Here is a 24259-nt window from a genome sequence, read left to right as displayed (position 1 = left end):
AGCCAGGGCGCTCACGTGGAAGCAATTATTTCAGATCGGAATCCCCGGCCACAACGCTGATTTGGTTCATGACATTGACGAACGTTTGCACCGACAGTTCTTTGGCCGCTATGCGGTCCAGATAACTGTTTGCCGTACGTTCCACCGTAATCAGTTCATCCACCTTGCCGTTTACGCTGGTCGACAACTCTACTCCCTGAGCCTTCAGCGTGGGCAGCAGCATGTCTGCTATAAACGTTTGCATCTCAGTCAGGGCTTTCACGGTCATTTCCGTATTGTCGGCAATAGCCGCCATCATTTCCTGGCTGGCTTCAATCTGGGAATTGGTGGTCGAGATGGTGCCTGTCGCGTCGCCATCGGCCCCAGCCACATGCACCCCGTCCGAGGGCAAACCGCCCGAATCGTAGCCCCCACCCCCATCGGTAGCCATTGCGTCCATTTCGGCCTGCATTTTAGCCATTTCCGCTTCCTGCTCGGCAGCCATTTGTTTGGCTTCGGCTTCCGCTTCTTTGGCGGCTTTTTTGGCTTTCTTCGACCCAAACAGGTACGAGTTTCCGTAGCCCAAGGGTTCCAGATAATCCCGGTAGCTGCCCCCGTCGTTGATCCCGCCGTTGCCGTAGATCGGAGCGCCGTTCCGATGCAGGGAGCTATGAAGCAGTTTATCAATCACGGGCCGATTGTTTTTGTAGGTGTTGCGGCTCAAAATCATAATAGGCTCATCGCCTTCCATTTCGCCCACTTCCTGACCCGTATCCCGGCGCGTCAAGGAAATTCCGGATTCGCCGTAGCGTCGGCCATGCAAAGGCCCAGCCGGAACACCGGCGTTGCGGACATATCCCCCAGCGCGGTATGAAGGTGGTTTCTGGTTTTTGATGATTCCGATTTGCACCCCGGCCAACACCGCCGATGTGGCCACTCCAATCAGCCCGAGCGGGAACCCCATCGTGGCCAGCGACTTCAGGGCCGCCTGGGCAGCATTGATCAGCGCGGCCGCAATGTTTAACGTCTTCTCCCGGTTGAACGCCTTCACTTTGGCGGCTTTCTCCTTTTCGTCGGCTTCACTCCGGATGTCATCAATACCTCCTTCCAACTGTTCTTTGGCATCCAACCGCGAATTGTATTCATTTTCCAGGTTCTGAAGCTTCAGTTGGGTAGCCTTTTTCTCGTCGGCCGTGGCCGCAGCATTCATTTCTTTGGTCAACTGAAGCTTCTTTTTCTCATATTCTTTTTCGAAGGCTTCAATTTCCGCGATTTGCTTCTGCTTCTGGGCAATGGCTTCGTCGCGTTCCTGATGAATCCGGTCAATCTGCCGTTTCGTGTATTGCTCGTTGAGTGTGTTCAACGCCCCCACCACCTGGCCAGCAATGCCTAACGTCTCCTGACCCGAGCGGGCAAAATCCTGCAAACGTTGGTTGTTGGCGGCTGCATCACTAGCCAACTTCTGGTTCAGGAAATTCATAAACGCATTGTAGTCGCCGGTCATCAACCCATTCAGGGCGCTGAAAAACTGATCGGCATTGGCCTTGCGTTTAGCCGTATGTTCCTGATCGAGTGCCGTTTTGTCGTTTTGGAATTTGGCATCGGCGGCCGACAATTGCGCCTTCAGACGGCCGTCAATGGCCTGTTCCGCAGCCGCCCGTTTGTCGGCATCCTGGATCAGCGTTTGGTTTTTGGCCTTTTCTTCGTCGGCTTCCAATTGAAGCTTCTGTTTATTGTAGGCATATTCCGCCTGTAGTTTGGCAAGTTTGGCCTGATAGATTTTGTCTGCATTGTCTTTAGCCAGCGCCAAATTCAAATCAGCATTGAAAGTGGCTTCTTTAAACTGATTGTCAAATAGTTGCTTTTCAGCTTTCAGTTCCTGATCCCGCTTTTGCTGGTTTTTCTTCTCTTCATCCTGCCGATGTTTGTCATTGACGGCTTCCACATCCCGGGTTAGCTTTTCATTGATCAACCGGATGGCTTCGGCCTTCTGCGTTTCGTTCTTGATCGTGGTATTGATGGTCTGAATATCGCGTTGCGCCTGGGCGTTCAGTTCGGCAATCTTGCGTTGCGAATCGTCCTGAATCAACTTGATCTTGAGTTGGTCAATCCGGTTCTGAGCGTCGGCTTCCTCCTTCTCCTTTTTCTTCCGGAATTCGTCTTCGACTTTATCAATCTTGTTTTCCCGCTCCTGAGCCAGCAATTGCAGTTGCTCGTTTTTTGTCTTCTGGCTGGCCACCGATTTTTTAACCGCTTCTTCTTCCCGCTGATACTGAAGGTTGATTTCGGCAATTCTGCGTTCACGCTCGTCGGTGATGGCCTTCACCTTCATATCCTGAATTTTCTTCAGACTGTCGGTTTCGGCTTTCTCCTGGTCTTTGGCCCGTTTTTCGGCTTCTTTTTTGGCTTCAGCACTGATCGTTTGGCCGGATTTCTTTGAATCGTCTTCAATACTTTTATTTGTTCCTTTGGTTTGAGTCTCCCGGCTTTTCTCGGTTTTGGTCCACGAATCTTCAATGGATTTGAAGTTGGCGGCTGCATTTTTCGCCAGTGTATCAAAATTCGCTTTGGGATCAATCTTGAAGGTAGCCCCGAAGAAGTTCATCACTTCCTTGCCTTTATTCTGAAGGGCGTTCAAGCCATCGGCAAACAATTGAACAGTAGTCAGCGCCAGGCGGATGGGCGTCAGGATCACATTGAAAACCACGCCTAGCCCTTCCATGACTTTTTGCGTGGTAAACGATTCGCTGTTTAAGCCCAGGAAACCACCGACTAACTGGCCGATACTTCGGAAGGTGCTGGCAAAAATGGTATTCACCGAGTCAAACACCTGCAACACCGGATCGGAGTATTTAACGGCATCGACTAACACAGAAATCAGGGTCGAAAACCACGAAATCAATCCGTTGAAGCCTTCTTTGCCTTTGTTGAAAATCCCGGCATAAAGGCTATCTAACTTGTCATCAATGTTCGAAAGCTGGCCTTCAGCGCCCCCGGCAATTGTGGCCGTCATGCCCATCACGCCGTTCATTTCGCCGAACGCGGTAATGGCCTTTAACACCCCGGCTTCCGACTTGTCCACCTCCTGGGTGACGCCCTTAAACGTCAGGCTGACTTTATCCCCGTTGGTTTGGGCCTTGATGCCAAATTCGTTCCACCGATCGGTATTGCTGACGTCGTTGATGGCTTCCACCAGATCACCGAGCGGTTTTCCGGTTGTGTTGGCCACCTCGGCCAGCTTCATCAACTCATCCTGACCCGGCCGCAATCCCCGATTCGCCATTTTGATGTAGCTGTCGGTCATTTCGTCCAACGTAAAGTTGGTTTTGGCCGCTACGCTCTGAAGCATTTCGAACGCTTCCGCTCCTTTCTCGGTATCGCCCAGGGTGGTATTGAGAATATTTTGATACTTCTCAAATTTGGCCCCGGTGTCCAACACTTCTTTGCCGAAATCCCAAACCGCCTGAGCGGCTTCCTTCACCGCTTCAAAGGTGAACGCCCCGGCAAAACCCGCTTTGAAGTTGTCCCACAGGCCGGTTTGTTCTTCGCCTTCGCCCTTCAGCCGCTTCATTTCGGCCCTCACGTCCGAAATCCGGTTTTCGACTTCGGCGATTTCCTTCATTTTGGCAATCCATTCTTCGGAGCCAACTTTCAGGCCGTCCAATTCCCGGTTCAACAGCCGGGCGTTGGCGCGTAGCTCGGTCATCGTGGCATCATTCAGGTCCAGATTCCGGGTCATTTCCCGGATTTCTTCGTTGACCTCCTTTTGCCGGACCTTCATTTCCTTCCAGGCGTCGGAGCCTTCTTCTCCGGCTTCCTTCATCCGGCGCAACTCCTTATTGATCTCTTTGGCTTCGGTCTGAAGTGAAAGCAACGTTTCCTGCGCTTCGTCGCCGTCAATTTCCACCTTCAGCTTACTGACTTCCGTGTTGTTCATGGCAAAATGAAAAAAGCTTTGACCCAAGTTGGACCAAAGCTTTTTGCCGGAACAGGACGGGTTTTAAATATCAAAACATAAGTATTTGCTAAAATAGATAGCTTATTCTAAAATATTAGTTTTTATAAAAAATATAATAAAAAAACAAATAAAACTAAGGATCAAATGGCTTAAGCGGATTCCTAAATTGTTTTCTTTGTACTGTATCAACCACTCCTTTTTCATCAGCCTCTTTGACTATTGTGCCTAATATAGATTTATATTTCTTTCTATTATTTGACATTATGATCACTATGTCAACTTTTGAAGTTGAATCAGGATGAGTAATCATAGATTCTTTAGGGATAGTCAATATTGCTTTTCCATTTCGATTTGAGGGAGCACTAGCTACGAATTCTCCATTTATATACAATTCTACTTGACCATTAATTGGAGAATTAATAGCAAATATAAAATCTTTGACCAAACATTCTAATTCTGGCTTCTTGGTTTCATATACATTCCTGTACATTGCCAGCATATTATTAGTTATTTTTTCCTGATCAACAAATTCTCCATTTAAGAAGTCCTTAAATTTTTGATAATCGATATAGTTTTTCAAAAGATTCGAATAGAAGCTATAATCTGACTCATTTGGGTCTATAACAATAGAGGTCCGAATAAAATGACATTGTGCAACACAAATAGCTTTTAACCTATCTGCATTTTCATTCAAAATTTTTAATTTTTCGTAGTTTTGAGTAGCTACCTCTATATTCTTATGGCTCAATTTTTGAATAGAAGTAAAAATTTCACTAACTTCTTCACTAAATCGGTCACATCTTTTTGGAACAGAAATTATGATTTCTTGCATTGTTCCTTTAACATAAACAGTTCTTTGTTCAAAACCGTTTCTAGGAGGGATCGCTATAGTTAAAGGAAAGATAAAAAATATTGGTATAATATCTGACCATGAGTGAATCTTCTTAGGCTCCATCCTCCACATAAGCTCATATTTGTAAAGGCGTTTTATCAACAGAAGACTTTACGATTTCACCAAGTGAAAATGTTTTGTTTGTTTCGGCAAAACCAATAGAAGTTATTTTGATTCTTACTTTGACTACCTCTTTTGGTTTCGGCACCATAAACTTCTGAGGTATTGTCAATGTAGCGATCCCATTTGCATCAGGTACTGTACCTGCAATCATTTCATCGCCAATGTATAAAGTAATGTTTTGTCCAACAGACGCGTTTATAGTAAATGTAACTGCTTCGGCATTTTCTATTAACTCATCTTTTTTTGAATCATAAAGATCCTCGTAGACTTCAAGTATAGAATCGGTTATTTTATTTTTTTGGCTTTCAGTCGGATTGCTAGTTATCAAGTCTCTTATTTTTTGATATTCTGTATAATCACTCACAATTTTTGAATACAAATCGTAATCTGATTTTTTTGTACTTATCACGGTAGACGTTCTAACTAAATTGCACTGAGCTATACAAATTGTCTGAATCCTTTGAGCATATTCACTAATAATTTTTGCCTTTTCAAAATTGCCCTTCAGAGAACCTAACTCCTTTTCACTATATTTCACTAAGGCGTCAATGGATACCTTTACTCCGTCTCCAAATTTTTGACAATCATTTGGAACTTGAATACTTATTTTCTCAGGCGGGTTAGTCCCTTCAATTAAAACTACCTTATCAGTAAAATCATTTTTTTTATCAGGACAACCAAACAAAAAAAATGAGATCATAAAGAACGAGAATTTTGTTATCAAATTTTTCATACTGCAAGAATTTAGAGTTAATTATGAAATAAAATTAATATATACATATTTAATTACTTGGAATTATTAATATTTTAGATGATGATTTTCTTTATAAATATGATAAATGCTTTTTAAAAAATTGGAAAATTTTCCAATTTTTTAAAAAGCATTTATCATATTGAATTTCTTCGACCAAGGAAAGAGTTATATTTCCTATTAATTACCTTACAGGCGACAGCCCTCCGTTGGGTGTTATTTTGTTACTCATATGTTTTTTCCATTATCACTGGATAAACTCTAGTATTATTTACTTTTTACTTCGTTTTGTCAAAAGTTAATTGAGCTTTTTAATGATACCATGCTAAACTCTGAAATTCTCTTATGGATTCGATTTTTAGCCGAATTGATAATCTCCACCTTAGTACTGTTATACCAGGTTCCCCGGTAGCCCCGGGCGACGCTCGGAACCCGCCTTCGGCCCATTGCAATGGCCCAGGCAATCCGGGCCGTTGCGTTCTTCACCGTGGGAACCTGCTTTCCCTTGTAGCCATCGACGTAGGCGAACTGATCCAGCCCCACTTTATCGACAAAGAATTCCATCGCTTCCACCGGCGGCATGTGCGACGCATACCGCAGCATGGCCATATCCTTAAACCGGCCGTATTGCCGGAAATCAAATTCTAAAATCAATTGTGTGGCCGAACGGATGACGTGATATTGAAAGTCCCGTTTCAGGTCTTCCGTCAGCGTCAGCCCGTAGCGTTCAATGGCCCGCCGAAACGCTTCGATGCCTTCCCGGGCAATCTCGGCCGCGTCTTCTTCGAAGGATTCAAAAAAGTCTGTCATAGGTTTTCGAGGGAAATATACAGTTTGTCACCGCTGGCCGGAACAAACACCGGCGTGGTGTTATTGAGCCAAAATACGTTTACCAGTTCGGTACCTTCTCCGTTTAGGGTAATCACCTTATTGATCTTCAACACGCCATTGTTGTAAATCTTGACCCGGCGTTGGGTGTTTTTCGGTCCCGAAATCCAGAGTGTCCAGAAATCATAGTACATCACGGCAACCGGAAAATTCAACCCATTGCTGAATTGCGGAAATACATAGGAGCCGCCCCCACCCTGCACCGACCACGCATTGCCCATGCTGGCTTCCGAGGGTGATCCGTACTGAATCGAAACGCTCATCTGATCGGACGTCCGGTAGTGGAAATGACCGGCCGGAACCGAAACCATATACAGTTCGGGCGAAATCTCACAAGCGCCGTTGCTGTTGGCGTATGCCTGCGTGTTCAGGGCTTGCCAGGCGGCTTCCGCCTTCGCCTGGGCGTCGGCCTGGCTGATCTCGCTGCCGTAGGTTTCGGCCGGAATCACAATCAGGGCCGTTCCACCCACCTGACCCGATGGGCATCCCTGCTTTGTGAACGTTCCCTGACGGCTGATTTCCGTATTCAGGTATGGCGTGACGGCACACAAAGGCGAAATCATTGGCGGGATGTAGCCTTCCGTACCCGGAATGTTCGGTTTGATGGGCGCTTCGGCTACCCGGCTGCCGTCATCCAGGTAGTATTTTTCCAGCAACGCAGCCGCCATTTTTCCCGTCCGCTTGCCGTTGCCGTCGAGTAAACAGGATGTGGCCTTTGGGCGCCAGGCCGTACCCCTGGGCGTCACGCCCGTCAGGATGGGGAGCCGCGAAAAGTTGCGTTTGGGGTTGGTAAACCGGAATGAGAGTTGCCGCCCAATCAAATCTTCATCATCGACCAGCGGCCGGAATTCGTCAAACGCCGGAATCAGCGGCAAAAAGGCCCGCTCGGATACATAGTAGACTTCCTTGCTTAATAGTAATTCCTGAAGGTACTCCCGGCTTTCTTTCGTCAGCCAGCCCGTCGATACCGTCAATTGGCGTTCCCCGGTTGTGGCATTGATGACGGTTTCGGCGTAGGAAGGCAAATAACTGTAATCCGGGTAACGGTCAGAAATCGACCGGACCACCTTCACGCTTTCTTCGCCCCTACCCGTCAGATACAGCGTATCGAACCCGCCCAGGCTATTAGCGAACAGAATAAACCGCACTTGCCGCCGGTAATCCTGATCGAGCCAGTAGCTCCGGATTTCCGTCAGCCGGGTTCCGGCCTGGTCTTCCAGCCAGACCCGCCACCCAATCACCTGATTTTCCTTTTCCTCCAATCCCAGGGCCTTATACCCCACCGCCAGCGAATACACTGTCATGGCCGAAACCGTGTCGAGCTTGGCCGCTGTGAATAGCTCGTTGGTCTGATCGGCAAATTCCACCCGACACCGCAAATTCAATTGCGTCGGGATTGGCGAACCGTTCGTCAGCCAGTACAGAAACTCGGGTTGGTCGACGTGAACCCGTTTGTCATTACTTGCCCAGGTCAAAAACCGCTTGCCTTCCCCCACAAATTTGGTAAAGAAATGGTCTTTATACTCGGCAAAATTGATTTCGTCGATCCCGGCTTTGATGACATGATCGACCGGTAACGTCTTCATATATATGGATTCGCCATTGTCTTCAATCCAGGCTTCCAGGTAGAACGGACTCACCAGCCCATCACACGCCCGAATCCCGGTTTGCCCAAACTCGGGGGCGGTGCGGGTCAACAATCCTTCCAACTGTTCTTCCAGTTCGAAATACGCCCCCCGGTAGATGGTCCCCTGGCTCATCACTTCGGGCGGAATCTCACTGGCTTCGAGCGTCACCAGTTCCTTGAAGTTGTTGGAAAGAAAGAATTCCGGTATCATGATTTTCAGAAAGTATTGCAGCCCGGCCCGGTCGGGTAGCAAGGGGTCGGCGGCTTCGATGTTGATCACGATGGGATTCAACGCCAGCTTCAGCGGGAAATAAATCATGGTTGGTAGACGGTGGCGTTAATGTTCATGTCAAATTCAAATTCGAGCCGAAAACCGAAGTGGCCATCGGCCCAGAGTTGCGACACCGGTTCTTTCCGCTGGCCGTTCAGTTCACAATGAATAATGGCTTTGCGCCGGTCCTGCCGAAGCTTCAGTTGCAGGTCGGTCATGATGCTTGGTCCCCGGGCGTAGGCTTCAATCTGGGCGTCGTTGTCGTCCAGGGGCGCTTGCGCCAGCGCCGAAATGCCGACCCGGAAGCGGTCATTAACGTGGGCCGCATCGTTGTCCACCGTCACGATAACCGGTTCTTCCAGCCAGATAAACGGATAGTCGAATTCGGGCAGGCTCCGGGCAAAGGACATTCCCTTTTCCACCGACCCGAACAGGAAGAATTTAACGTCGGGGTGAGCGGTCGCCCACTGCCGGAAGTACTGAATGAAGGTTTGCAAATCACCGGATAACATCATGGCTTCTTCTTTTTGATCGGAAGGTAAGCCAGTAGATTTGCAATGAACAGGACACAAAAAAGCCCGGAATTCGAATTCTCCGGGCTTTCTAAAATATTATTTTGAGATATATAGCTGATATGCTTCCAAAATTGTCAAATAAACCAGGTTATTATTTTTTAATAACAAATTCCCCAATCGTTGTCCCCGATCGTCAATCACTTGTACTTCGAAACCATATCTTAACCATTGTTCAAAAAAAGATGTCATTTGTTCTAAAACAATGGCTCCTCCAGCTAGGTCATCAACTTCCCCATTAACTATTCTTTCAGCCTGTTCCTCCGAAATTATCATTTTTGGGGTGTGCCGTGTATAATTAACCCCTTCATTTGGAAGCGATTCGAGTAGCTGGTTAAACGTAGCTTGTAAATCTTCCGGACCGATGGTGTCCTGGTTTGGGATGAGTTCCAAAAAAACGTGTACTATACCTTCTTTATAACCAATAGTACCTTCTCCATCCCAAAATTTAATCGCAAACTGTGGCATAAAACATGTCACACCATTATAAGCTTCTCCTCCGTTCCAGGTTCCGATAGAAGCACCAGGATATGAATTGTGTGCTTTGATTACTCCTGTAATCGTAAAATCTAAGGGGCCGAACGTAATCCCCTGTTCCATAAATTCATTTAATCTTTTTTCAATAGTATAAATTGGTGCTGCCATAATTGTAAGTTATATAAGATGTGAATAAAAAAACCATCAATATACATACAGAAAATACGCAGTATTTGTTCAATAAAAATTAGTTATTTTTACTTAAATTTACCTTAGTCATTTGCCTCAGTCTCCGCCAGCCGTCTGGCCCGTGCCAGCTTCAGATTGTTGTCCCGCATGAACAGCCAAACCGTATGCCCGTTTTGCTTGCAAACCTTGTCGAAATCGCCGAATACGCCCGTTTTGGCAATGTCCATGAAGGTAGTCACCAGCCCTTCCCCGTTGGCGTATAAGGGAGGTAAATCCGGCGCGTTCGGGTCTGCTTCGTACACTTCCGGGTATAGCTCCATAAACCGGGCGTTCATGGCTTCGAAGTACTGAAGAACGCCCATCACCACGCCCAGGCTTAAGCCCTTCATGCGGTCAGCCCGTTCGTCGGCCAAAATGGTGTTGTATTCTTCCCGGGCGTCACCGTTCCAGTCAGCCGACTTCCGCCAGCGCTTCAGATCGGAGCGGGCCGGGCGGCACAGTGTCGCCACCAGTTGCAACAGGGCATTCGGGTCCGGGTCTTTGGGCCGCGAATACGCCATGTAGTGAATGTTTGCCATCGCAATTTCAATGGAGGTCGTATTGCTGTAGTTGTCATCCGGAAGCAGATAATTGACGCCTTCAAACTCAAACGACACAAAGGGTTTGTGACTGATCCGCTGTTCCCAAATCCAGCGCGTCAATTGGCCCAACCGCCAAAGCGGTTCATGGTCCAGGACGTTCCGGATTGTTTTCACCACCGGCAACAGTACTTCCAGCGCCAGCGATTTCAGTAGCCCCCGATATTCCGGTTCCTGCTCTTTCAGATCGATCAATTGAAACGGAAGTAACTGCTGAATCTGTTCTTCCGTACATTCTTCCCAACGCTCAGGAACGGAATAGCGGTTCTTTTCAATCGTTACGGTTTTCATCGGGACGTATCCAGTTTAAAAGGACCATGCACACAAAACAAACCAGCAACATCGCCACCGAACCGAACAGAATGATCCGATCGTACAGGTACGTCAGCCCGGTTTCAACCCAATCCGGAAAAATGATCATGGTGTTCCCTTGGCCTGGTGGATTAATTCCCAATATGGCGTTATGTGGTTCACGATGGCTTTCACGTCCTTCATGGGTCGCCGAACCCGATATACACCGCCACGCCCGGTTCCGGCGGTTGTGTTGAAACCGATGGTTTCAATATAATCAGCGTCGGCATCCCACCGCAGTTGCGCCAGCCCTTCAATGTGCGAGCTAAACAGGCTAACCCCATCCATCAATTGCGGTTTGCGGCCCGTCCGCTGGTTCCCGCGTTCCCCGCGTCGGTACACCCACCGCTGACGGTTGGCAAACCAGGACGCCACCGATCCGGCTCCGTTGAAGGGCAACTTCGTTTTGAAGTTTACCTTGTAGCAGTAGGCCAAACCGGACGCACAGTAATAGGCGTTTTTTGGCAATCCGAATGCCCGGTTGATCTTGGTAATCAACGGATGGTCGTTCCGGTTGGTCTGCTCCTTGACACCCACATACATAGCCGCCGTGTCCCGGATTGCCAGCCGGAGTGCCCATTCGTCCGCAAAATCCGGAGCCACCACCGGCGGTTTGGCCGATGCCGGTTTTACGGTTTGACCGTGTGTGAAATGGCCAGAAAGAATAACAAGCCCAACAGTAAGGCCGTGGAAATAACGGTGCGTTGCCATGGTGTCAAATCTTCGTAGAATTCACTGTAAAAATCCTTCCGTGACTTCAGAAATGGCAGGACGTAAAATCCGACGAAGGGCACCACCAGAAACAGGATCGCCAGGGCGATGGGCAGCGACGTAAACACAACCAACTGTTCATAAAAGAATTTCTGAATGCTCGTCAGGTCGTAGGGCTGCAAGTGCTGATCGAACGGCAACGTTTTGTTGATGGCGTCAATCTGGTCTTTGTAGGCCATGAACTGTCCGTAGCAGAACTGAATCAGCGCCAGTACCCCGAGCACCTGAAGCAGCGCCATCACCTTCTTGTTGCGCTGCATCCACGGCAACACCGTCGCCGGTTCGTCGGCATCGGCTTTGGCAGCAATGCCCAATTCGACTTCCAGTTGCTGTACCTCCCGGTCGGCTTCACCGGCCCACTCATACAGGTTGCGTTTTTCGTCCGGATCGGCCGTGGCCCGGGCTTCTCGCCTGAAATTGGCCGCGGCTTCGCGGGCCTTGTCGAGTTCGACAAATAACACATTCCGGCGCTGCTCTCGGGCCAGTTCTTCTTTCTGCATCAGGTCGGCTTGCCTTGCCTGAATTTTTAGCATGTCCTGTGCCAGTTGGTCTTTTTCGGCCTGTAGGGTGTCAGCAGCGGTCGGCAGCGGTTTCACCGTTGCGTCCGGTTGCGTTGTGGTGGATTTGGAAACCATCGGTTGGAAAGTTGAAGCGTTTGTGAAAAGTGATTACAAGACAAAGTGGGGATTGGAAGGTTCGTTGGGAAATCCGCCCGATAGCTGACCGGCCACCGGCGGCTGATAACGTTCATAGATGAAGTAGTCGTGCAAAACCGTCTCCGACGCGTTGGCGTTCAGATACTTGACCAGATCGGCCGCGTACCCGGAAGCTTTGTCCTGACAATCGCGCAGGATGGCGTTTAACCGGCCGGTTTCCAGTGCGTCTTCATTGACAATCCCGTCCGTTTCCGAGACAATCCGGAAGTCTTCGTTGATGTTCAGGAACGGAATGGCTTCCCCGAAGGCATGATGGGCTACCGCCAGGCGGCTCAGGCGCAACACTTCGGTTTCCGGCATCGTCAGCGATAGCGGAGCCGTCGACAACTTTTCTAACAGATGGGTATACAGGGCCGGACCCAACAGCGGTTTTAAGAAATCGACCTCCGAATTGTTCAGGTAATTCCGAACCGCCAGAAACAATCGACGGCTTCCGCGTCCGGCCGGAAACGCCCGGCTCCATTCGGTAGCGGAAGCGATGATCCGGCCCTGGTTAATCGTGTAGGACGCGGAAGCCGTCCAGGTCGGGAACGCCCCGGCATGAAGTTCGAGCCATTGCAGGGCGGTTTCAATCCAGTAATCGGCTTTAGCCTGGGCATCTTTCACCAGCGTGACGTACATCCATTTGGAAATGTTGGCCGTGTTGGATGGCGTATTCATCACAATTCCGACGTCACCGGTGGCCGTCACCAGGTACGGAACCGCATCCAGATAAGCGGCAAATGCCACCGCTGGGCGCAGCCGGTCCAACAGCTTCTTTTGTTCAGCCGATGGGGACACTACAGCGGTCAACTCGTCGTAGAGTTCTTCGCCGATGGCGGGAATGATATGGCGGATTTCCGCCCCCCGGACGTAAGGTTCCCAGGTTGGCCAGTTCATTGTTTTCTGAACCCCACCAATCTGGCTTTTCAAGGCGGCAATGTCGTTAATCAGCATGTTGATCGTCGGTTTCGGTAGCAGATTGAGCCGGATTCGCCCCCGAATCCTGGGGTGTGGTGTCGTAGTTGTAAAGCTGGATGTTGCGTACGTCAAATTGCATTTCCCACGGCCAGCCGTTAACCGCCTGGGCAATCCGCAGGGGTGTCAGCAGAATAAACCGGTCGACGTAGGTCAGGAAGTTTTGCTGGTAGTTGGCGGCCGCTTCCAGTTCCTTGCCCGAGCCGCCCAACTTGGTACCGGTATCGATCCCGGCCAGCGCCGGAAGCACACCGTGGCCCGACGCCTGGGCTACGTTGGCCGTGTTAAACAGCTTGGTGTAGGCGTCATCGGACATTTTATTGTCCAGGGGCGTAATCCGGACCCCGGCCAGCTCTTTCCCGCCCATGTCGACTTTGTGAAACGTTATCAACGCTTTGTCGGTATTCTCAAACCCCGACAGCGTTTCCCCCATCTGCCGGATGGTATCAATTTTCCGCTGTTCCTGGGCCTGTTCGTCCAACCCGTCCACCAGAAAATAATCATCCGGGATCGAAATGTGGTATTTGATGTTGTACCCGTTGTCTAAACCCGCATCGTGAAACTTCGGAATCTTGTTGGCCACCTTCGACCATTCTTCCGTCGACCACCATTCCGGGAACCCAAAATTATCCTGACCCGGAATGTCGTCTTTCAGATGCAAAATCGACACCGGGTAATTGTCCGGGCGGGCCGGATCGAAGGCCGGAACCGTTTCAGTATCGTCTTTTTTAAACGCCTTGCTGCCAAACTGATTCGGATTCACCAGATAGGCCGTGGTTCGGCTTTCCCCTTTGGCCAGCTTGCGCGGCCGGATTTTGAAGGCGTCAATGGCATCGATCCGTTCAATTTTCCCGTCCGTTCCGAACACCAGCTTCACAAAGACGTTGCCCGAAAAGCCGTACTGAAAACCTATTTTGATCCAGGCGCGGTCCCAATCGGCCAGCCGTCGCCAGCGTTCGAACGCATCAAACACCACCGGTTTATAATACGTCGGAGCACCTGGCCCGGCGGTTTCGTCCATGTGGGTGTAGACGCCCCGGCCCACGACGAAATCCCGGCGTGTCTTTATGAGCCGCCATTTATTCGGCGACTCACAAGCCAGTTGGTGCATGGTGGCCAATTGCTTGTCTTTGTCGCCCCACTGCACATGATCGCCCCGGCTGCCCGAGTTGGGGGTATTGTTGGCGTTGGGCGAATAGGCCGTGTCCGCGTTGCCAAACGTAACCAGCGCCCCCGCGCCGGGCGTTTTCAGGACGTACACGTTCCGGGAAAGCTTCCGAATTTCCGTCATGTCAATAGTTGTGAAAAATGGTCATGCCGTTGAATTCCACCAGCAGTTCAATTTTGGCTTCGAACGTTTTCCGCTCCCGACAATCGAACAGCAACAGCGCCCCGGCTCCCTTCATGTTCCGCCGGATCGTCCCCAAATCCTTCGTGCCGCCGGTCGATTCAGGGCGTACGGCGGTGGGGTTCTTTTTCACTTCCGGTTTGAAGGAAATCGACCCGTCGAGCTTCCGGAATTTCAGGCTGAAGACAGTCCCGGCTTCCTGAATGGAATGCAGCACCGTTTTGAGGGTAATGGTTTGTTTGCCGTTGGCCATGCTGGTGGACTATTCAATGACGTTTGCAAGGTTACAGCCGCCATTTTGCCCACTGTAGGACACATTTTCAGCCATCAAACAGGTGTTTTTTTAACCATTTTGCAGTCTCTTTTTCACCTACTAAATTGATCATCAACCCATTGGTCGGCCACAAAACGAAAAAGCTACCCAATCAAACACGATCAGGTAGCCCGCCCTTTACCGCCAATGGCAATTGCCACTGAAAAAAAAGGAATATAAAATCACGATTGTCGGCCCGACGACTGGTTCTGTAACATTTTTACCCGGACCGGTCGGCTAATTCAAAATGATCAGCGTGTTCCGGTAGCCCGGTGACGAACCGGACGGCAACAGCCGCTTGTACTTACCCCATACGATGTAGTCATAGGCGTCGGTCCCGTCGGTTGCATACTCGCGGTTCTTGTTGTTGGGTGTCTCGCTGCCCTTGTCCTTCTTGAAGTTGTCAATGGTTCGGGTCTGTTGGAGGGCAATCAGGAACGGTTTATTGGAGTTCTGATTGAAGCGCAGCCGTGGGGTGCGGTCGCTACTCTCGTCCAATAGGTGGTTGATTAGGATGTACTTATCCTTATGTGCTGGATATTGGAAGCGTTGATAGGGTTTATTAACCCGCCATCCCCGCTTCACCAGGTAGTCACAGAATTGTTCCAGGAAAGGTTTATTAGCTTCACTGGTCCCGGCGGATTTAGCCCGGCCGGAGGGATCACCCCATACGTCGACTTCTTTAACCTTATGGTGCGAATAGGAAAGGTCAAAGGCTTCAGCCAACTGGATTACCAAACTGGTTTGCTTATCGATGGTAGGTTTTTTGAAGATGCTGTTGATTTGCCGGAATTCTTTCCCCACTTCCTGACAAATCACCAGCCAACAAATTGCCGCGTTAAAATCCAACGATACTTCCAGCTTCTTATCGTCCCGGTAGTCGTTCGAGACGTGCAAATGCAGCCGGGTTTTCTCATCGTACTCATAGGCGTAGCTCTGATAATAGCAGTGTTTGGAGGAAACGAAAGCAAAATAAAACCCGTCCGGGCGCTTGGTGATCCGTTTGTTCCAGACTTCCACATCCAGCGTCAGCGGGTCCAAAGAGTCTTCCAGCACCTGGTAATAATCTTCCGGCAACACGTCTTTATTGTCTTCCCAGGTACTTTCCAGGAAAAGATTTTGTGGGGGACGTTCCAACTTTTCTTCGTACGACAGCCGGGCGCGTTCTTCCAGTTCGGCCTTCCAACGTTCTTCCGTCTGCAATATCCAGCCGCCTTCCGTGGTCCAGGGCACGGAACTGAAATCAAAGAAACACAGGTGCAAGAAATGCTTCGAAAACGGCGCGTATCGGTTGGCGCGTTTGGCCGGTAACAGGATCGTTTTGATGAAGTCAAAATTCAACGTAGCCGATTCGTCGGCCAAAATCCCGTCGTTATTGATCCCGCGTTGCGAGTCGGGCCGGTCCTGGCTGCATAGCTGAAGCACAAAGCCATTAATGAAACTGACGCAGTATTGCCACCCCCGTTTCCCCGGACTGGAATAGGGTTTGATCCATTGATCCGGCGGTTGCTGGCCGATCACATACACACCCCAAGGCGTCACTTTCGAGTATTCGACATAGCCCATGCGAGAAAGAGCGTTCTTGAGTTCTGGCAATACGATTAAATCCAGTTGCACGTAGGTCAGGCCTGTCAACACCACTTTCGCGCGGGGCAAGTTTTCGAACATCATGCCCACTGTGTAGCCCAGCGTGGTGGTTTTACCCGATCCCCGGCCACCCATGAAGGTTTTCCGCTTTGCCCGACTCCGAAGAAACTTCAACTGTTTGGCGTTGGCGTAGATTTGCTTTACATCCTTACTCATCGTCTTCGAGTTGTTGTTTAATGTTCTGTTTCAGGATGTTCACGTTATTGATGAAGACGAATTTTCCCGGCTTCAGGAAGTTTTCGGGATCATGCCCAACGGCTTCTTCGTCTAACAGCCCTTCCATCCGGTCAGCCTTCTCCCAGGCGCGGGACGCGGTTTCATACTGCCTGTCAATCATGGCCAGGTTCGCCAACAACCGCTGAAAGTTGGCCGATGCTACCTTTTTCCCGGCTTTGTCGAGTTGCGACGTATTGCCATGCAGAAACGTCGCTTCCGTGATGATATACCGGGCTTGCCGTTCCTGAACACCGTATTCCTTCATCAATATCGAAATCACTACGTCGAATTGCTTGCCCCGACTGAGCCACGACCAGGCTTTCCGGTATTTTTCCAGCATGGACATATCGTCGTCACTCAAGACGGTTCCATTGTGGTAATACGCCAGGAACTTATCCATTTTGTGTTCGTCAAGCTGAAGCTTATTCTTGACCTTCGCCAACGCCGATTTTTTTGCCATTTGATTCTTTTTGGCAAGCATACACGACGGATGACCAGGATTCCAGGACGTTTTAGCCGATATTTGCCCGGCCATCTAACACTTCGTTATGTGGTTAAACATCAAAAAATGGAAAAGCCCGGGTGGATTCCACCCGGGCTTTCTTTTAATAACCTCTAATTAGCAAGACTTAGCTAACTTTTCTAAGTGTCAAAACGTCATATTTATTTCCTTGGCTAGAAAAATGAGTCATCCTACATCTTTTATCCTTTGGGTTTTCTACAAAGGAAATTTCTTCCAGTTTCACAACTTTTTCTGTTATTTCACAACAGAGTTTACCCATATAAGCATATCCTTTTAAATGATCACAAATAGAGTAAGATTGTTCACAAATAGAACATTTGGTCTCATTAACGATTGAACCTCGGCTCAAAAACCAAATTTGTGGAAACAACAATTTTTCATATTGATGAAATCTTGCAGAGTATTCGGATAAATGATCACAAAAACCATCAGTAGGAAAAGGATAGTTTCTTACAGTTGATGAAACAATATTTTGAGCGCTTACCAAATAATCCCATGCCTCAGATATATTATCTTCCTTCAAGGAAACAAGCATTTCCAACTCTGTCATTATTGCACGTGCATAAAGCTGTAAGCATAATAAGAAATTCGCTTTTTCCTCATTCTCAATTTGTATACTTTCCTGCTTAAATTCCTCAACGTACTCAATCAACTCCAAAAGAGAAGCAATGTTTCCTTTCTGAAGATTAATATCCCTTGTAAAGAAGGCCATTAAATTAGCGGAATTAACAACTTCATTGTATTTATCAAAAAGGTCGCCTAAATCGTGATATTGACTATACATCTTTAAAAGATTTGAGTATTTTATCAAAATATTTTAAACTTTCAGGATCACCCTTAAATGTAACTTTCTTAAAATTTTCCTTTGTCTTACTTTCAATAACGAATTCAACCGTGACTTCTTTTTTGCCAATAGTTCCTTTAAATAAATCTGTTATATAATTTGATAGTACATTTAAACCTTCAGAAATCAACTCTGGATTTTGAGACAAAATTGAATACCCGATAAATATCATTGGGGTATATAAATCATTTGATCTTCTTTGTCGGAACTGTGAAGATAGGTCTTCTAACTTATCCTCTTTAATATTGAATTTTTTAAAAAGTTTTCTAAATGTTATAGTATTCTCGTTGTATACAAATTCATTTATAGAACTTGCATTTTCGAAATTTTCAGGGAGAAAGCAAAAAGTGGTAGGCCTCTCACAATTCAACTCTTTAACACGTTCGTTTACATCAATATAGTCTTCTACAGTATTTTCCATCTCCTAAATAAAGCTTTTGGTTTTTCATAAAAGTAAAATAGTTAAAATACATTGAAAATCCAAGTAAATAATGAACTATAGTGCGTTCATCCTGGCGCGAACCAACGCGGCTTCCGCTTCCAGCCGGGCCACCTTTTGGCCGTAATGCACCTTTTTGACCTCGTTGGCAGATAGGGCCAGCTTTGCCCGGGCTTTCGACAGGTTCGGCAAAATCGAATCCTTCAGCAGCCGGGCCAGTTCGTATTTATCCCCCGGCAGGCTTTCCATAAACGCCGTTTGCTCCTGTTGCGGGCTTGGATCGGCCACGACATCAGGCAACCGCCCGTTGGCCTTTAGAAAGGCAATTTTGGCCCCTATTTCGTTCCGACGGGCTTTGTAGTCCTGAATCTCATCCACCAGCGCTTTGGCGTTGACCGCATCCGGGATTTGGGCCAACTGGTTCGAGCGCAAACACATCTGTTTGTGTAGTTCGGCTTTCTCCCCCGTCAGCGTTTCCAACAGCGCCGTAAATTCCGAAACCGGCATGGCGGCCGGAACCGCCGAACCGCCGGATGTCGACACGTCCGACGTCGCGACATCCGGCGGTGCCTGGTAGTTTATCAATGCCTGGTATATCTGGTTCGCTTCGTCAATGTCCGCTTGCGATACCAGGCCCGCCCTCTTTTTCATCTGAAGCAATTCCAGATTGGCCCGGGCTTTTTTACGCTGACTGCTCAATTCGTCGTTAGTCATCGATTTCAAGGGTTAAAACATCCCGAAACTGCAAAACGGCTTCTTTATACTCGGTTGCCTGAATGTAGCCCAATGGGTTGTTGTCGTAGTCGTATTCTTCCTGAATAAGCTGACCCGCATCCCACAGATACGAATCCAGGGCGTTCTGAAGACATTCCGGATCAACGCCCTGGTTTTTCAGGTAGTGAACCAGATCGGGAAACAGGTCGGGTTTCTGAAGGATCATGATTGGCTGAATATGAAAAAGCCGGGTCGTGAAGCCCGGCTTTTTCGGTTACTGATTAAGCTCTCGGATTCTCCCGGGTTGATAGCTCGGCGTCAGCTTCGGCTTTTTCCTGCCGTCGCTTCGATTCCGCTCGTAACGCGTCTAGCTCGGCCTTGGCGTTACGCCGGACTCGTCTGGCCCGGAATACATCATCCACAACATCAGCAATCCTAGCCGTTTTATCGAAGTGCTCACCCGGCTGTTTCAGATCATCCGGCGTCGGCTCCGGCGTTGGCGGGATTGGTGTTTCAGGATTTTGCCCGGCGACTGGTTCCGGCGTTGGCGTCGGTTCCGGTGTTGGTGTCGGTTCCAGCGTTGTCGTTGGCTCCGGCTTTGGCTCCGGTGTTGGTGTCGGCTCCGGCATTTGTGTCGGTTCCGGCGTTGGCGTTGATGTCGGGGTTTGTTTCTTGCGTCCCATCGGGAGAAGGTGTTTTTGGTTGAAAATAAGGCAGTCCGACCGCAATCAATTCGTCGGCTTCTTCGTCGGTCAAATTCGGGGTTATCGAAACCCGGCGGCCGGAAATCAAATGGTCAACGCCCCCGTCCGGAACGTTGACCAATTCGTATTTTGTCAGCATGTGATTGATTACAAACCCTTGCTTTTAAACCCCTTCTTCCGGTATGAGCACCAGTGCGGTGGCAACCGTTGATTTTAGGGGCGTCAGCGGCCACATAAAACCGTCTTGGTCCCCCTTCAGCGTGTAGCCCCGTTTGTCGTTTCCTTTTTTTCCGATCTTGCCCGTTGGCTTGATATACAGCGGGTTGTCCGACGTTCCGGCCACGTAATACTGATTGTCATTCAACTCACCGATCACCACCGACCCGGCGTTCAGGTGCTTCAGAATTTCTTTCTGAATCAGCGGCCCCATTCCGGCAATCATGAATTCAATCGTATGCTTGAACGACTGAAAACCCGGATCACCCCCGCCGTCGTCGCCCATATCAAACGTTCCGTCCGGAAACTGGTATTCCGCCCATTTCTTACCCGTCTTCATGGTTGGTCCGGTTGCAATTTCCCCGTCCACAATATCGGCTTGCTTCGGCCAAACCCCATCGATGTCTTTCGACAGGGCAATCAGCAGCTTTCGTGTCCCGCCCGGGTTGGGTTTCTGGTAGCTGGTTCCATTCAGGTTGGCAAAACTGACGGTTGCCATCCCGACCACCACCAGCGGTTCAGATGCCAGCGAGGAAAAAACTTCGTGGGGCAACACCACCCCAATGCCAAAGGCCAGAGCCGCCAGCAGAAAACTAAAAATTTCGCTTCGTTTCACGAGTTGAAAAAGTTGAAGTTGAATGAATTGATTGAAGAATTGCCGGGTCTGTTCGCCCAGGCCCGGCGTTAGCAGCAGGAAGTCTTACGCGTTGTCGTTCGTCCAGATTTGCTCGGCTACCGCGATACCGGCCCCCACCTGGCAATCCATCATCCAGGCTATGTCGCGGTTCCGTTTGTTGTAATCGACCGCCAGCGTGTCCGCTCCGCTCAGGTCGTCATACAGATACACCAGGTTACCCCGAACCGTGAAAATCGGCCGGTTGAAGCCCGACAAACCAGGCTCCACCACGAACGGAATGTCGGTTCCCACAATGTTGGGTTTCAACTGGCTTTGGTTGTAGGGCAACGAACCGTAGCGGGTCCGGTAATCTTTCTCGTAGAAATCCTTCACCGTCCGGCTGCATACGCAAATCAGATCACCGGCGTAGAACTCCGCGTCGGGAATTCCAGCAATGATTTTTTCGAGTTCACCCACCGCGTTGGTCGCCGACAACACCGCCGTGTCGATGATGTTTCCGGCCGGCACATCCCCCCCGGCAATGGCGGCCAGGAGTTGGGTTTTTAAGCCGTCATTCACATCCAGCGGACTCGATCCGGCGGCATTGTACACCCCGTTATACAGGGTTTTGACCCGGATGTTTTCCTGAACCCGGGCCAATAGCCGGGCGGTGATGTACTCTTCAAACGGAATTTGCTCGGGATCAATCCTTTTGGCCCGAACCTGACCCATGTACGACTTGTACAGGGCTACAATTTTCGTGTGCAGGAACTGCAAATCCACTTTGGCTTGCCGAACCTTGCCGATTCGCGGTTTGAAGTTGACGGCGTTGGCCGTGGGGTTGAAGGTGTCTTTGCCGCCCGGCTGCAACACGTCGCCCACTTCCAGGTTGGTCAGCACCACTTCGTCCGTGGCCTGCATCATAGTCATGTATTCGGCAATCGGCACGATCGGCGAACCTTCGACGCCTTCCAGGCCCGGAATCAGCGCCCGGGTAAAAATGTGTTCCTGGTTGTCGCGGGCGTAGGTTTCCAACGAAGCGGCCAACGCAGTAAGATTAAGTGCGCTCATACAATGAGAGTTGATTGATTGGAAAAAAGCTTTGTTTGAGACGTTGAAGGTTGCCGATCCGGGCCGTAAACCGTAGGACGATTATTCCGCTTTCCCGGCGGCTTTCATCGCGGCCCGGTTCCAGGGCTGATCCAGTACACCCGGCTTGGTTTTGCCGTTTTGCGTGTTCTGATCCACAGCCGCACCCTTCCCGCCGACGCTTTTGATGGCGGCTTCCCACTTCAATAGAGCCGCAAAACGGTCTTTGTTTTCGTTCCAGGCTTTGGCACCGGCCACGAGTTGGTTGTACGCCGTCAGGCTCATTTCTTTTACCTGCACCTGGCCTTTGTCGGCCATGGCTTCGGCGGATGTCGTTTCGCCCTCCGTGGTCGTTTCTTCCGTTTCGTCGACCGCCGTGGATTCGGATTCCGATTCGTCAGCGTCGGATTCATCATCGGCCGTGGATTCTGCCGACGTGGATTCGGTCGCTTCTTCGGTTTGGGTCGTGGTGGTTTGCTCCGTCTTTTTTTCTTCCGACGCTTTGCTACGGAACAAATCCCGGATACTGATTTGGACTTTTTTCATGGCTATAAGTAATTGAAAGTGAATACAGTGAAATATTTAGGCGACTTTTTGCGCTAGTTCGTTCGCCCAGGCAATAGAATCGGCCAAGTAGCCGATCCGGTCGGCTAACTTCAGGTTTATCGCTTCCCCGCCCGGATACATTTTGCCGCTGAAAACTGACGCATCAACGCCGGGTCGTCCGGCTTTTACTTTGGCAATGAAAGTTTCTTTGATCGGCTGCAACTCGGCTTTGATTTCGGCCAACAGGTCGTCGGTCAGCGGTTCGACATCGTTGAAGCGGGCTTTGTCATCGCTGCCGTCGGATCGGATGATGGTTACTTTGAAGCCTTCTTTTTCGTAGAATTTCGACGCGTCGACGTGAACCGCCAACACCCCGATACTACCCACGGAAGTAGTGGTGTTCGATTCGAGCATAATGCCCCGGGCCTGGCTGGCAATCCAGAAATGGGCCGACGCGGCCCACCCGGCCACGTACGCAATGATGGGTTTTTCGGACGAACGAACAACTTCCCCGAGCATTTCGATACCGTCCACCGAACCGCCCGGACCGTTCATTTCCAGCACAATAGCCGACACAGCCTTATCCTGATTGGCTTCCACGATCCATTGCGCGTAGTCTTCCGCTCCCCAACTGCACAAATCACCGTAGCGCGTGATGGCCCCGATCATCGGCAACACCACCACACTCCCCGATTCGGTTTCTGCTTTCACCAAACGACTGTAGCCGTAGGAAGCCGCCCCGATCTCAATGCCCGGTTCAACGCCGTCTTCATCATCTTCGAAGCCGACTACATACGGCTTTTTTTTGTCCTGGCTGACTTCAAACGGGGGTAATCCCTGTTGAATCCGACGAACGGCAATTGCCGCCATTCGGTCATGAAACGTAGGGTGCAGCGCCCAAACAGTAGAAATAAGTTGGTCCAGCATCGGAGCAGGTTTAATAAGATGCTGCAACGATACTGGACCTTGTAAGAAGCAAATAGGACACTATTCAACCCACCATTGCCGTCCGAACCACCGGCAAGCCAGGTACATCAACCGGTTTCGAAACTTGCGGTTTGGTTCGGCTTCGTTGAGCCTGAACCAGAATTCCCGGTCGGCCAGCAACCGGGCGTTCTCCATTCCAAAGTCATTTTCTCCCAACCGGTTGTCATACCAAAAGTCGTGCAACAGACTTGCCCGGTTGTGCCGCCCAATCGGCGGAAATAATCCCCATAACCACACGGGGACACTGGCAAAATCGGTAACATAGCCCCTCGGAATGGTTACTTCTCCGATGGCGGTTTGATACCGGATCGGCTCCATCACCATCCACCGATCCGGCTTGTCGGGATCTTCCTCCCGGTAGCGTACGACGACCTGATTTTCCATTTCAGAACTCGCTCCGGGCATCTTTTTCGCGGATGATGTTGGCCAGCATTAAATACACCACGACCAGGTAAGGTTCCTTGCCCGTCAACGGCAATCCCTGGGCTTTCAGATGCACCAGTGCCATAGACTGGAAAAATTGTACTTCCGGAATGGCGTTCAACGCGTCGGAGGAAACCAGTTCCCCCGTCTTCGCATCCCGGAAGGAACCCCGGGTCGTTCGCGGAATCTCAATTGGCTGTACCCGCGACAGGCGTTCCCGGGTCACCATAGGGGGAAGAGTGGTATCCTGATTGTAGAAGTCAAACAAATCCTTGCCGTCCTGATCCACCACCCGCATTTCAAATAACGCCGTGATTTCCAGGTCTTCATCAAAAGACATTCGTTTCAGCCGAACGCGCCGTTGCGTGCCTTCGGCCAGTAACGAACTTCCTGTTACCGGTAATTCAATTCCCACAATAGCCCCGGTTGATGATACCAGCAACCCATACTGTTTTAACAACGATGTTTCCATAG

27 protein-coding genes are annotated in these 24259 nt (G+C 49.6%); all 27 read right to left on the bottom strand.

The window, feature by feature from the left end:
- Positions 1–25: 25 nt before the first annotated feature.
- Complete coding sequence (locus FH871_RS24000; protein WP_138993973.1) at positions 26–3916, bottom strand: hypothetical protein; 3891 nt, start codon at positions 3914–3916, stop codon at positions 26–28.
- A gap of 154 nt (positions 3917–4070) precedes the next feature.
- Entirely contained in the window at positions 4071–4892 is an 822-nt protein-coding gene (locus tag FH871_RS23995) for a hypothetical protein (protein WP_138993972.1), read from the bottom strand.
- Between the two features lie 13 nt (positions 4893–4905).
- On the bottom strand, positions 4906–5685 hold the full coding sequence (locus tag FH871_RS23990; RefSeq protein WP_138993971.1) for a hypothetical protein: 780 nt from the start codon (positions 5683–5685) through the stop codon (positions 4906–4908).
- A 309-nt stretch (positions 5686–5994) separates the two neighbouring features.
- Positions 5995–6513 carry a hypothetical protein gene (locus tag FH871_RS23985; RefSeq protein WP_138993970.1) on the bottom strand — a complete coding sequence of 173 codons (519 nt, stop codon included), beginning with the start codon at positions 6511–6513 and terminating at the stop codon, positions 5995–5997.
- Positions 6510–8537: a DUF5977 domain-containing protein gene (locus FH871_RS23980; protein ID WP_138993969.1), complete on the bottom strand. Its 2028-nt coding sequence runs from the start codon at positions 8535–8537 to the stop codon at positions 6510–6512. The genes FH871_RS23985 and FH871_RS23980 overlap by 4 nt, the downstream gene beginning before the upstream one ends.
- Positions 8534–9004 carry a hypothetical protein gene (locus tag FH871_RS23975; RefSeq protein WP_138993968.1) on the bottom strand — a complete coding sequence of 157 codons (471 nt, stop codon included), beginning with the start codon at positions 9002–9004 and terminating at the stop codon, positions 8534–8536. The genes FH871_RS23980 and FH871_RS23975 overlap by 4 nt, the downstream gene beginning before the upstream one ends.
- 96 nt (positions 9005–9100) lie before the next feature.
- A complete protein-coding gene (locus tag FH871_RS23970; protein ID WP_138993967.1) occupies positions 9101–9706 on the bottom strand; it encodes a hypothetical protein in 606 nt (201 codons plus the stop codon).
- A gap of 104 nt (positions 9707–9810) precedes the next feature.
- On the bottom strand, positions 9811–10656 hold the full coding sequence (locus tag FH871_RS23965; protein WP_138993966.1) for a hypothetical protein: 846 nt from the start codon (positions 10654–10656) through the stop codon (positions 9811–9813).
- Positions 10637–10786 (bottom strand): hypothetical protein, encoded by a 150-nt coding sequence (locus FH871_RS33245; protein WP_171062926.1) that lies wholly within the window; start codon positions 10784–10786, stop codon positions 10637–10639. The genes FH871_RS23965 and FH871_RS33245 overlap by 20 nt, the downstream gene beginning before the upstream one ends.
- Positions 10783–11427 (bottom strand): hypothetical protein, encoded by a 645-nt coding sequence (locus FH871_RS23960; protein WP_138993965.1) that lies wholly within the window; start codon positions 11425–11427, stop codon positions 10783–10785. The genes FH871_RS33245 and FH871_RS23960 overlap by 4 nt, the downstream gene beginning before the upstream one ends.
- Positions 11346–12122 carry a hypothetical protein gene (locus FH871_RS23955; RefSeq protein WP_138993964.1) on the bottom strand — a complete coding sequence of 259 codons (777 nt, stop codon included), beginning with the start codon at positions 12120–12122 and terminating at the stop codon, positions 11346–11348. The genes FH871_RS23960 and FH871_RS23955 overlap by 82 nt, the downstream gene beginning before the upstream one ends.
- A 33-nt stretch (positions 12123–12155) precedes the next feature.
- The gene (locus FH871_RS23950) at positions 12156–13139 is read right to left on the bottom strand and encodes a DUF6712 family protein (RefSeq protein WP_138993963.1); all 984 of its coding nucleotides are present in this window, start codon (positions 13137–13139) and stop codon (positions 12156–12158) included.
- Positions 13129–14451, bottom strand: a complete 1323-nt coding sequence (locus FH871_RS23945; protein ID WP_138993962.1) for a hypothetical protein — start codon at positions 14449–14451, stop codon at positions 13129–13131. Before FH871_RS23945 ends, FH871_RS23950 begins: the two co-directional genes overlap by 11 nt.
- Before the next feature lies 1 nt (position 14452).
- On the bottom strand, positions 14453–14761 hold the full coding sequence (locus tag FH871_RS23940) for a hypothetical protein (RefSeq protein WP_138993961.1): 309 nt from the start codon (positions 14759–14761) through the stop codon (positions 14453–14455).
- Positions 14762–15058: 297 nt separating this feature from the next.
- Entirely contained in the window at positions 15059–16624 is a 1566-nt protein-coding gene (locus FH871_RS23935; protein ID WP_138993960.1) for a hypothetical protein, read from the bottom strand.
- Positions 16617–17144 carry a hypothetical protein gene (locus FH871_RS23930; RefSeq protein WP_138993959.1) on the bottom strand — a complete coding sequence of 176 codons (528 nt, stop codon included), beginning with the start codon at positions 17142–17144 and terminating at the stop codon, positions 16617–16619. The genes FH871_RS23935 and FH871_RS23930 overlap by 8 nt, the downstream gene beginning before the upstream one ends.
- Before the next feature lie 169 nt (positions 17145–17313).
- Complete coding sequence (locus FH871_RS23925) at positions 17314–17991, bottom strand: hypothetical protein (RefSeq protein ID WP_138993958.1); 678 nt, start codon at positions 17989–17991, stop codon at positions 17314–17316.
- Positions 17984–18472, bottom strand: coding sequence for a hypothetical protein (locus FH871_RS23920; protein WP_138993957.1), 489 nt, complete (start codon positions 18470–18472; stop codon positions 17984–17986). Before FH871_RS23920 ends, FH871_RS23925 begins: the two co-directional genes overlap by 8 nt.
- 75 nt (positions 18473–18547) lie before the next feature.
- On the bottom strand, positions 18548–19204 hold the full coding sequence (locus FH871_RS23915) for a hypothetical protein (RefSeq protein WP_138993956.1): 657 nt from the start codon (positions 19202–19204) through the stop codon (positions 18548–18550).
- The gene (locus tag FH871_RS23910; protein ID WP_138993955.1) at positions 19197–19430 is read right to left on the bottom strand and encodes a hypothetical protein; all 234 of its coding nucleotides are present in this window, start codon (positions 19428–19430) and stop codon (positions 19197–19199) included. Before FH871_RS23910 ends, FH871_RS23915 begins: the two co-directional genes overlap by 8 nt.
- Before the next feature lie 287 nt (positions 19431–19717).
- Positions 19718–20047 (bottom strand): hypothetical protein, encoded by a 330-nt coding sequence (locus FH871_RS33240; protein WP_171062925.1) that lies wholly within the window; start codon positions 20045–20047, stop codon positions 19718–19720.
- 24 nt (positions 20048–20071) lie between these two features.
- Positions 20072–20740, bottom strand: a complete 669-nt coding sequence (locus FH871_RS23900; RefSeq protein WP_138993954.1) for a hypothetical protein — start codon at positions 20738–20740, stop codon at positions 20072–20074.
- An 84-nt stretch (positions 20741–20824) separates the two neighbouring features.
- Positions 20825–21811 carry a hypothetical protein gene (locus FH871_RS23895; RefSeq protein WP_138993953.1) on the bottom strand — a complete coding sequence of 329 codons (987 nt, stop codon included), beginning with the start codon at positions 21809–21811 and terminating at the stop codon, positions 20825–20827.
- 81 nt (positions 21812–21892) lie between these two features.
- Positions 21893–22375 carry a hypothetical protein gene (locus FH871_RS23890; RefSeq protein WP_138993952.1) on the bottom strand — a complete coding sequence of 161 codons (483 nt, stop codon included), beginning with the start codon at positions 22373–22375 and terminating at the stop codon, positions 21893–21895.
- Positions 22376–22411: 36 nt separating this feature from the next.
- Positions 22412–23302, bottom strand: coding sequence for a S49 family peptidase (locus FH871_RS23885; protein ID WP_138993951.1), 891 nt, complete (start codon positions 23300–23302; stop codon positions 22412–22414).
- A 60-nt stretch (positions 23303–23362) separates the two neighbouring features.
- On the bottom strand, positions 23363–23746 hold the full coding sequence (locus FH871_RS23880; RefSeq protein WP_171062924.1) for a DUF1353 domain-containing protein: 384 nt from the start codon (positions 23744–23746) through the stop codon (positions 23363–23365).
- Between the two features lies 1 nt (position 23747).
- Entirely contained in the window at positions 23748–24257 is a 510-nt protein-coding gene (locus FH871_RS23875; RefSeq protein WP_138993949.1) for a hypothetical protein, read from the bottom strand.
- Positions 24258–24259: the final 2 nt, after the last annotated feature.

Origin of the sequence: Larkinella sp. C7, assembly GCF_006149005.1 — a bacterium.
GTDB lineage: Bacteria > Bacteroidota > Bacteroidia > Cytophagales > Spirosomataceae > Larkinella.
This window is presented reverse-complemented; position numbering and strand designations above follow the sequence as displayed.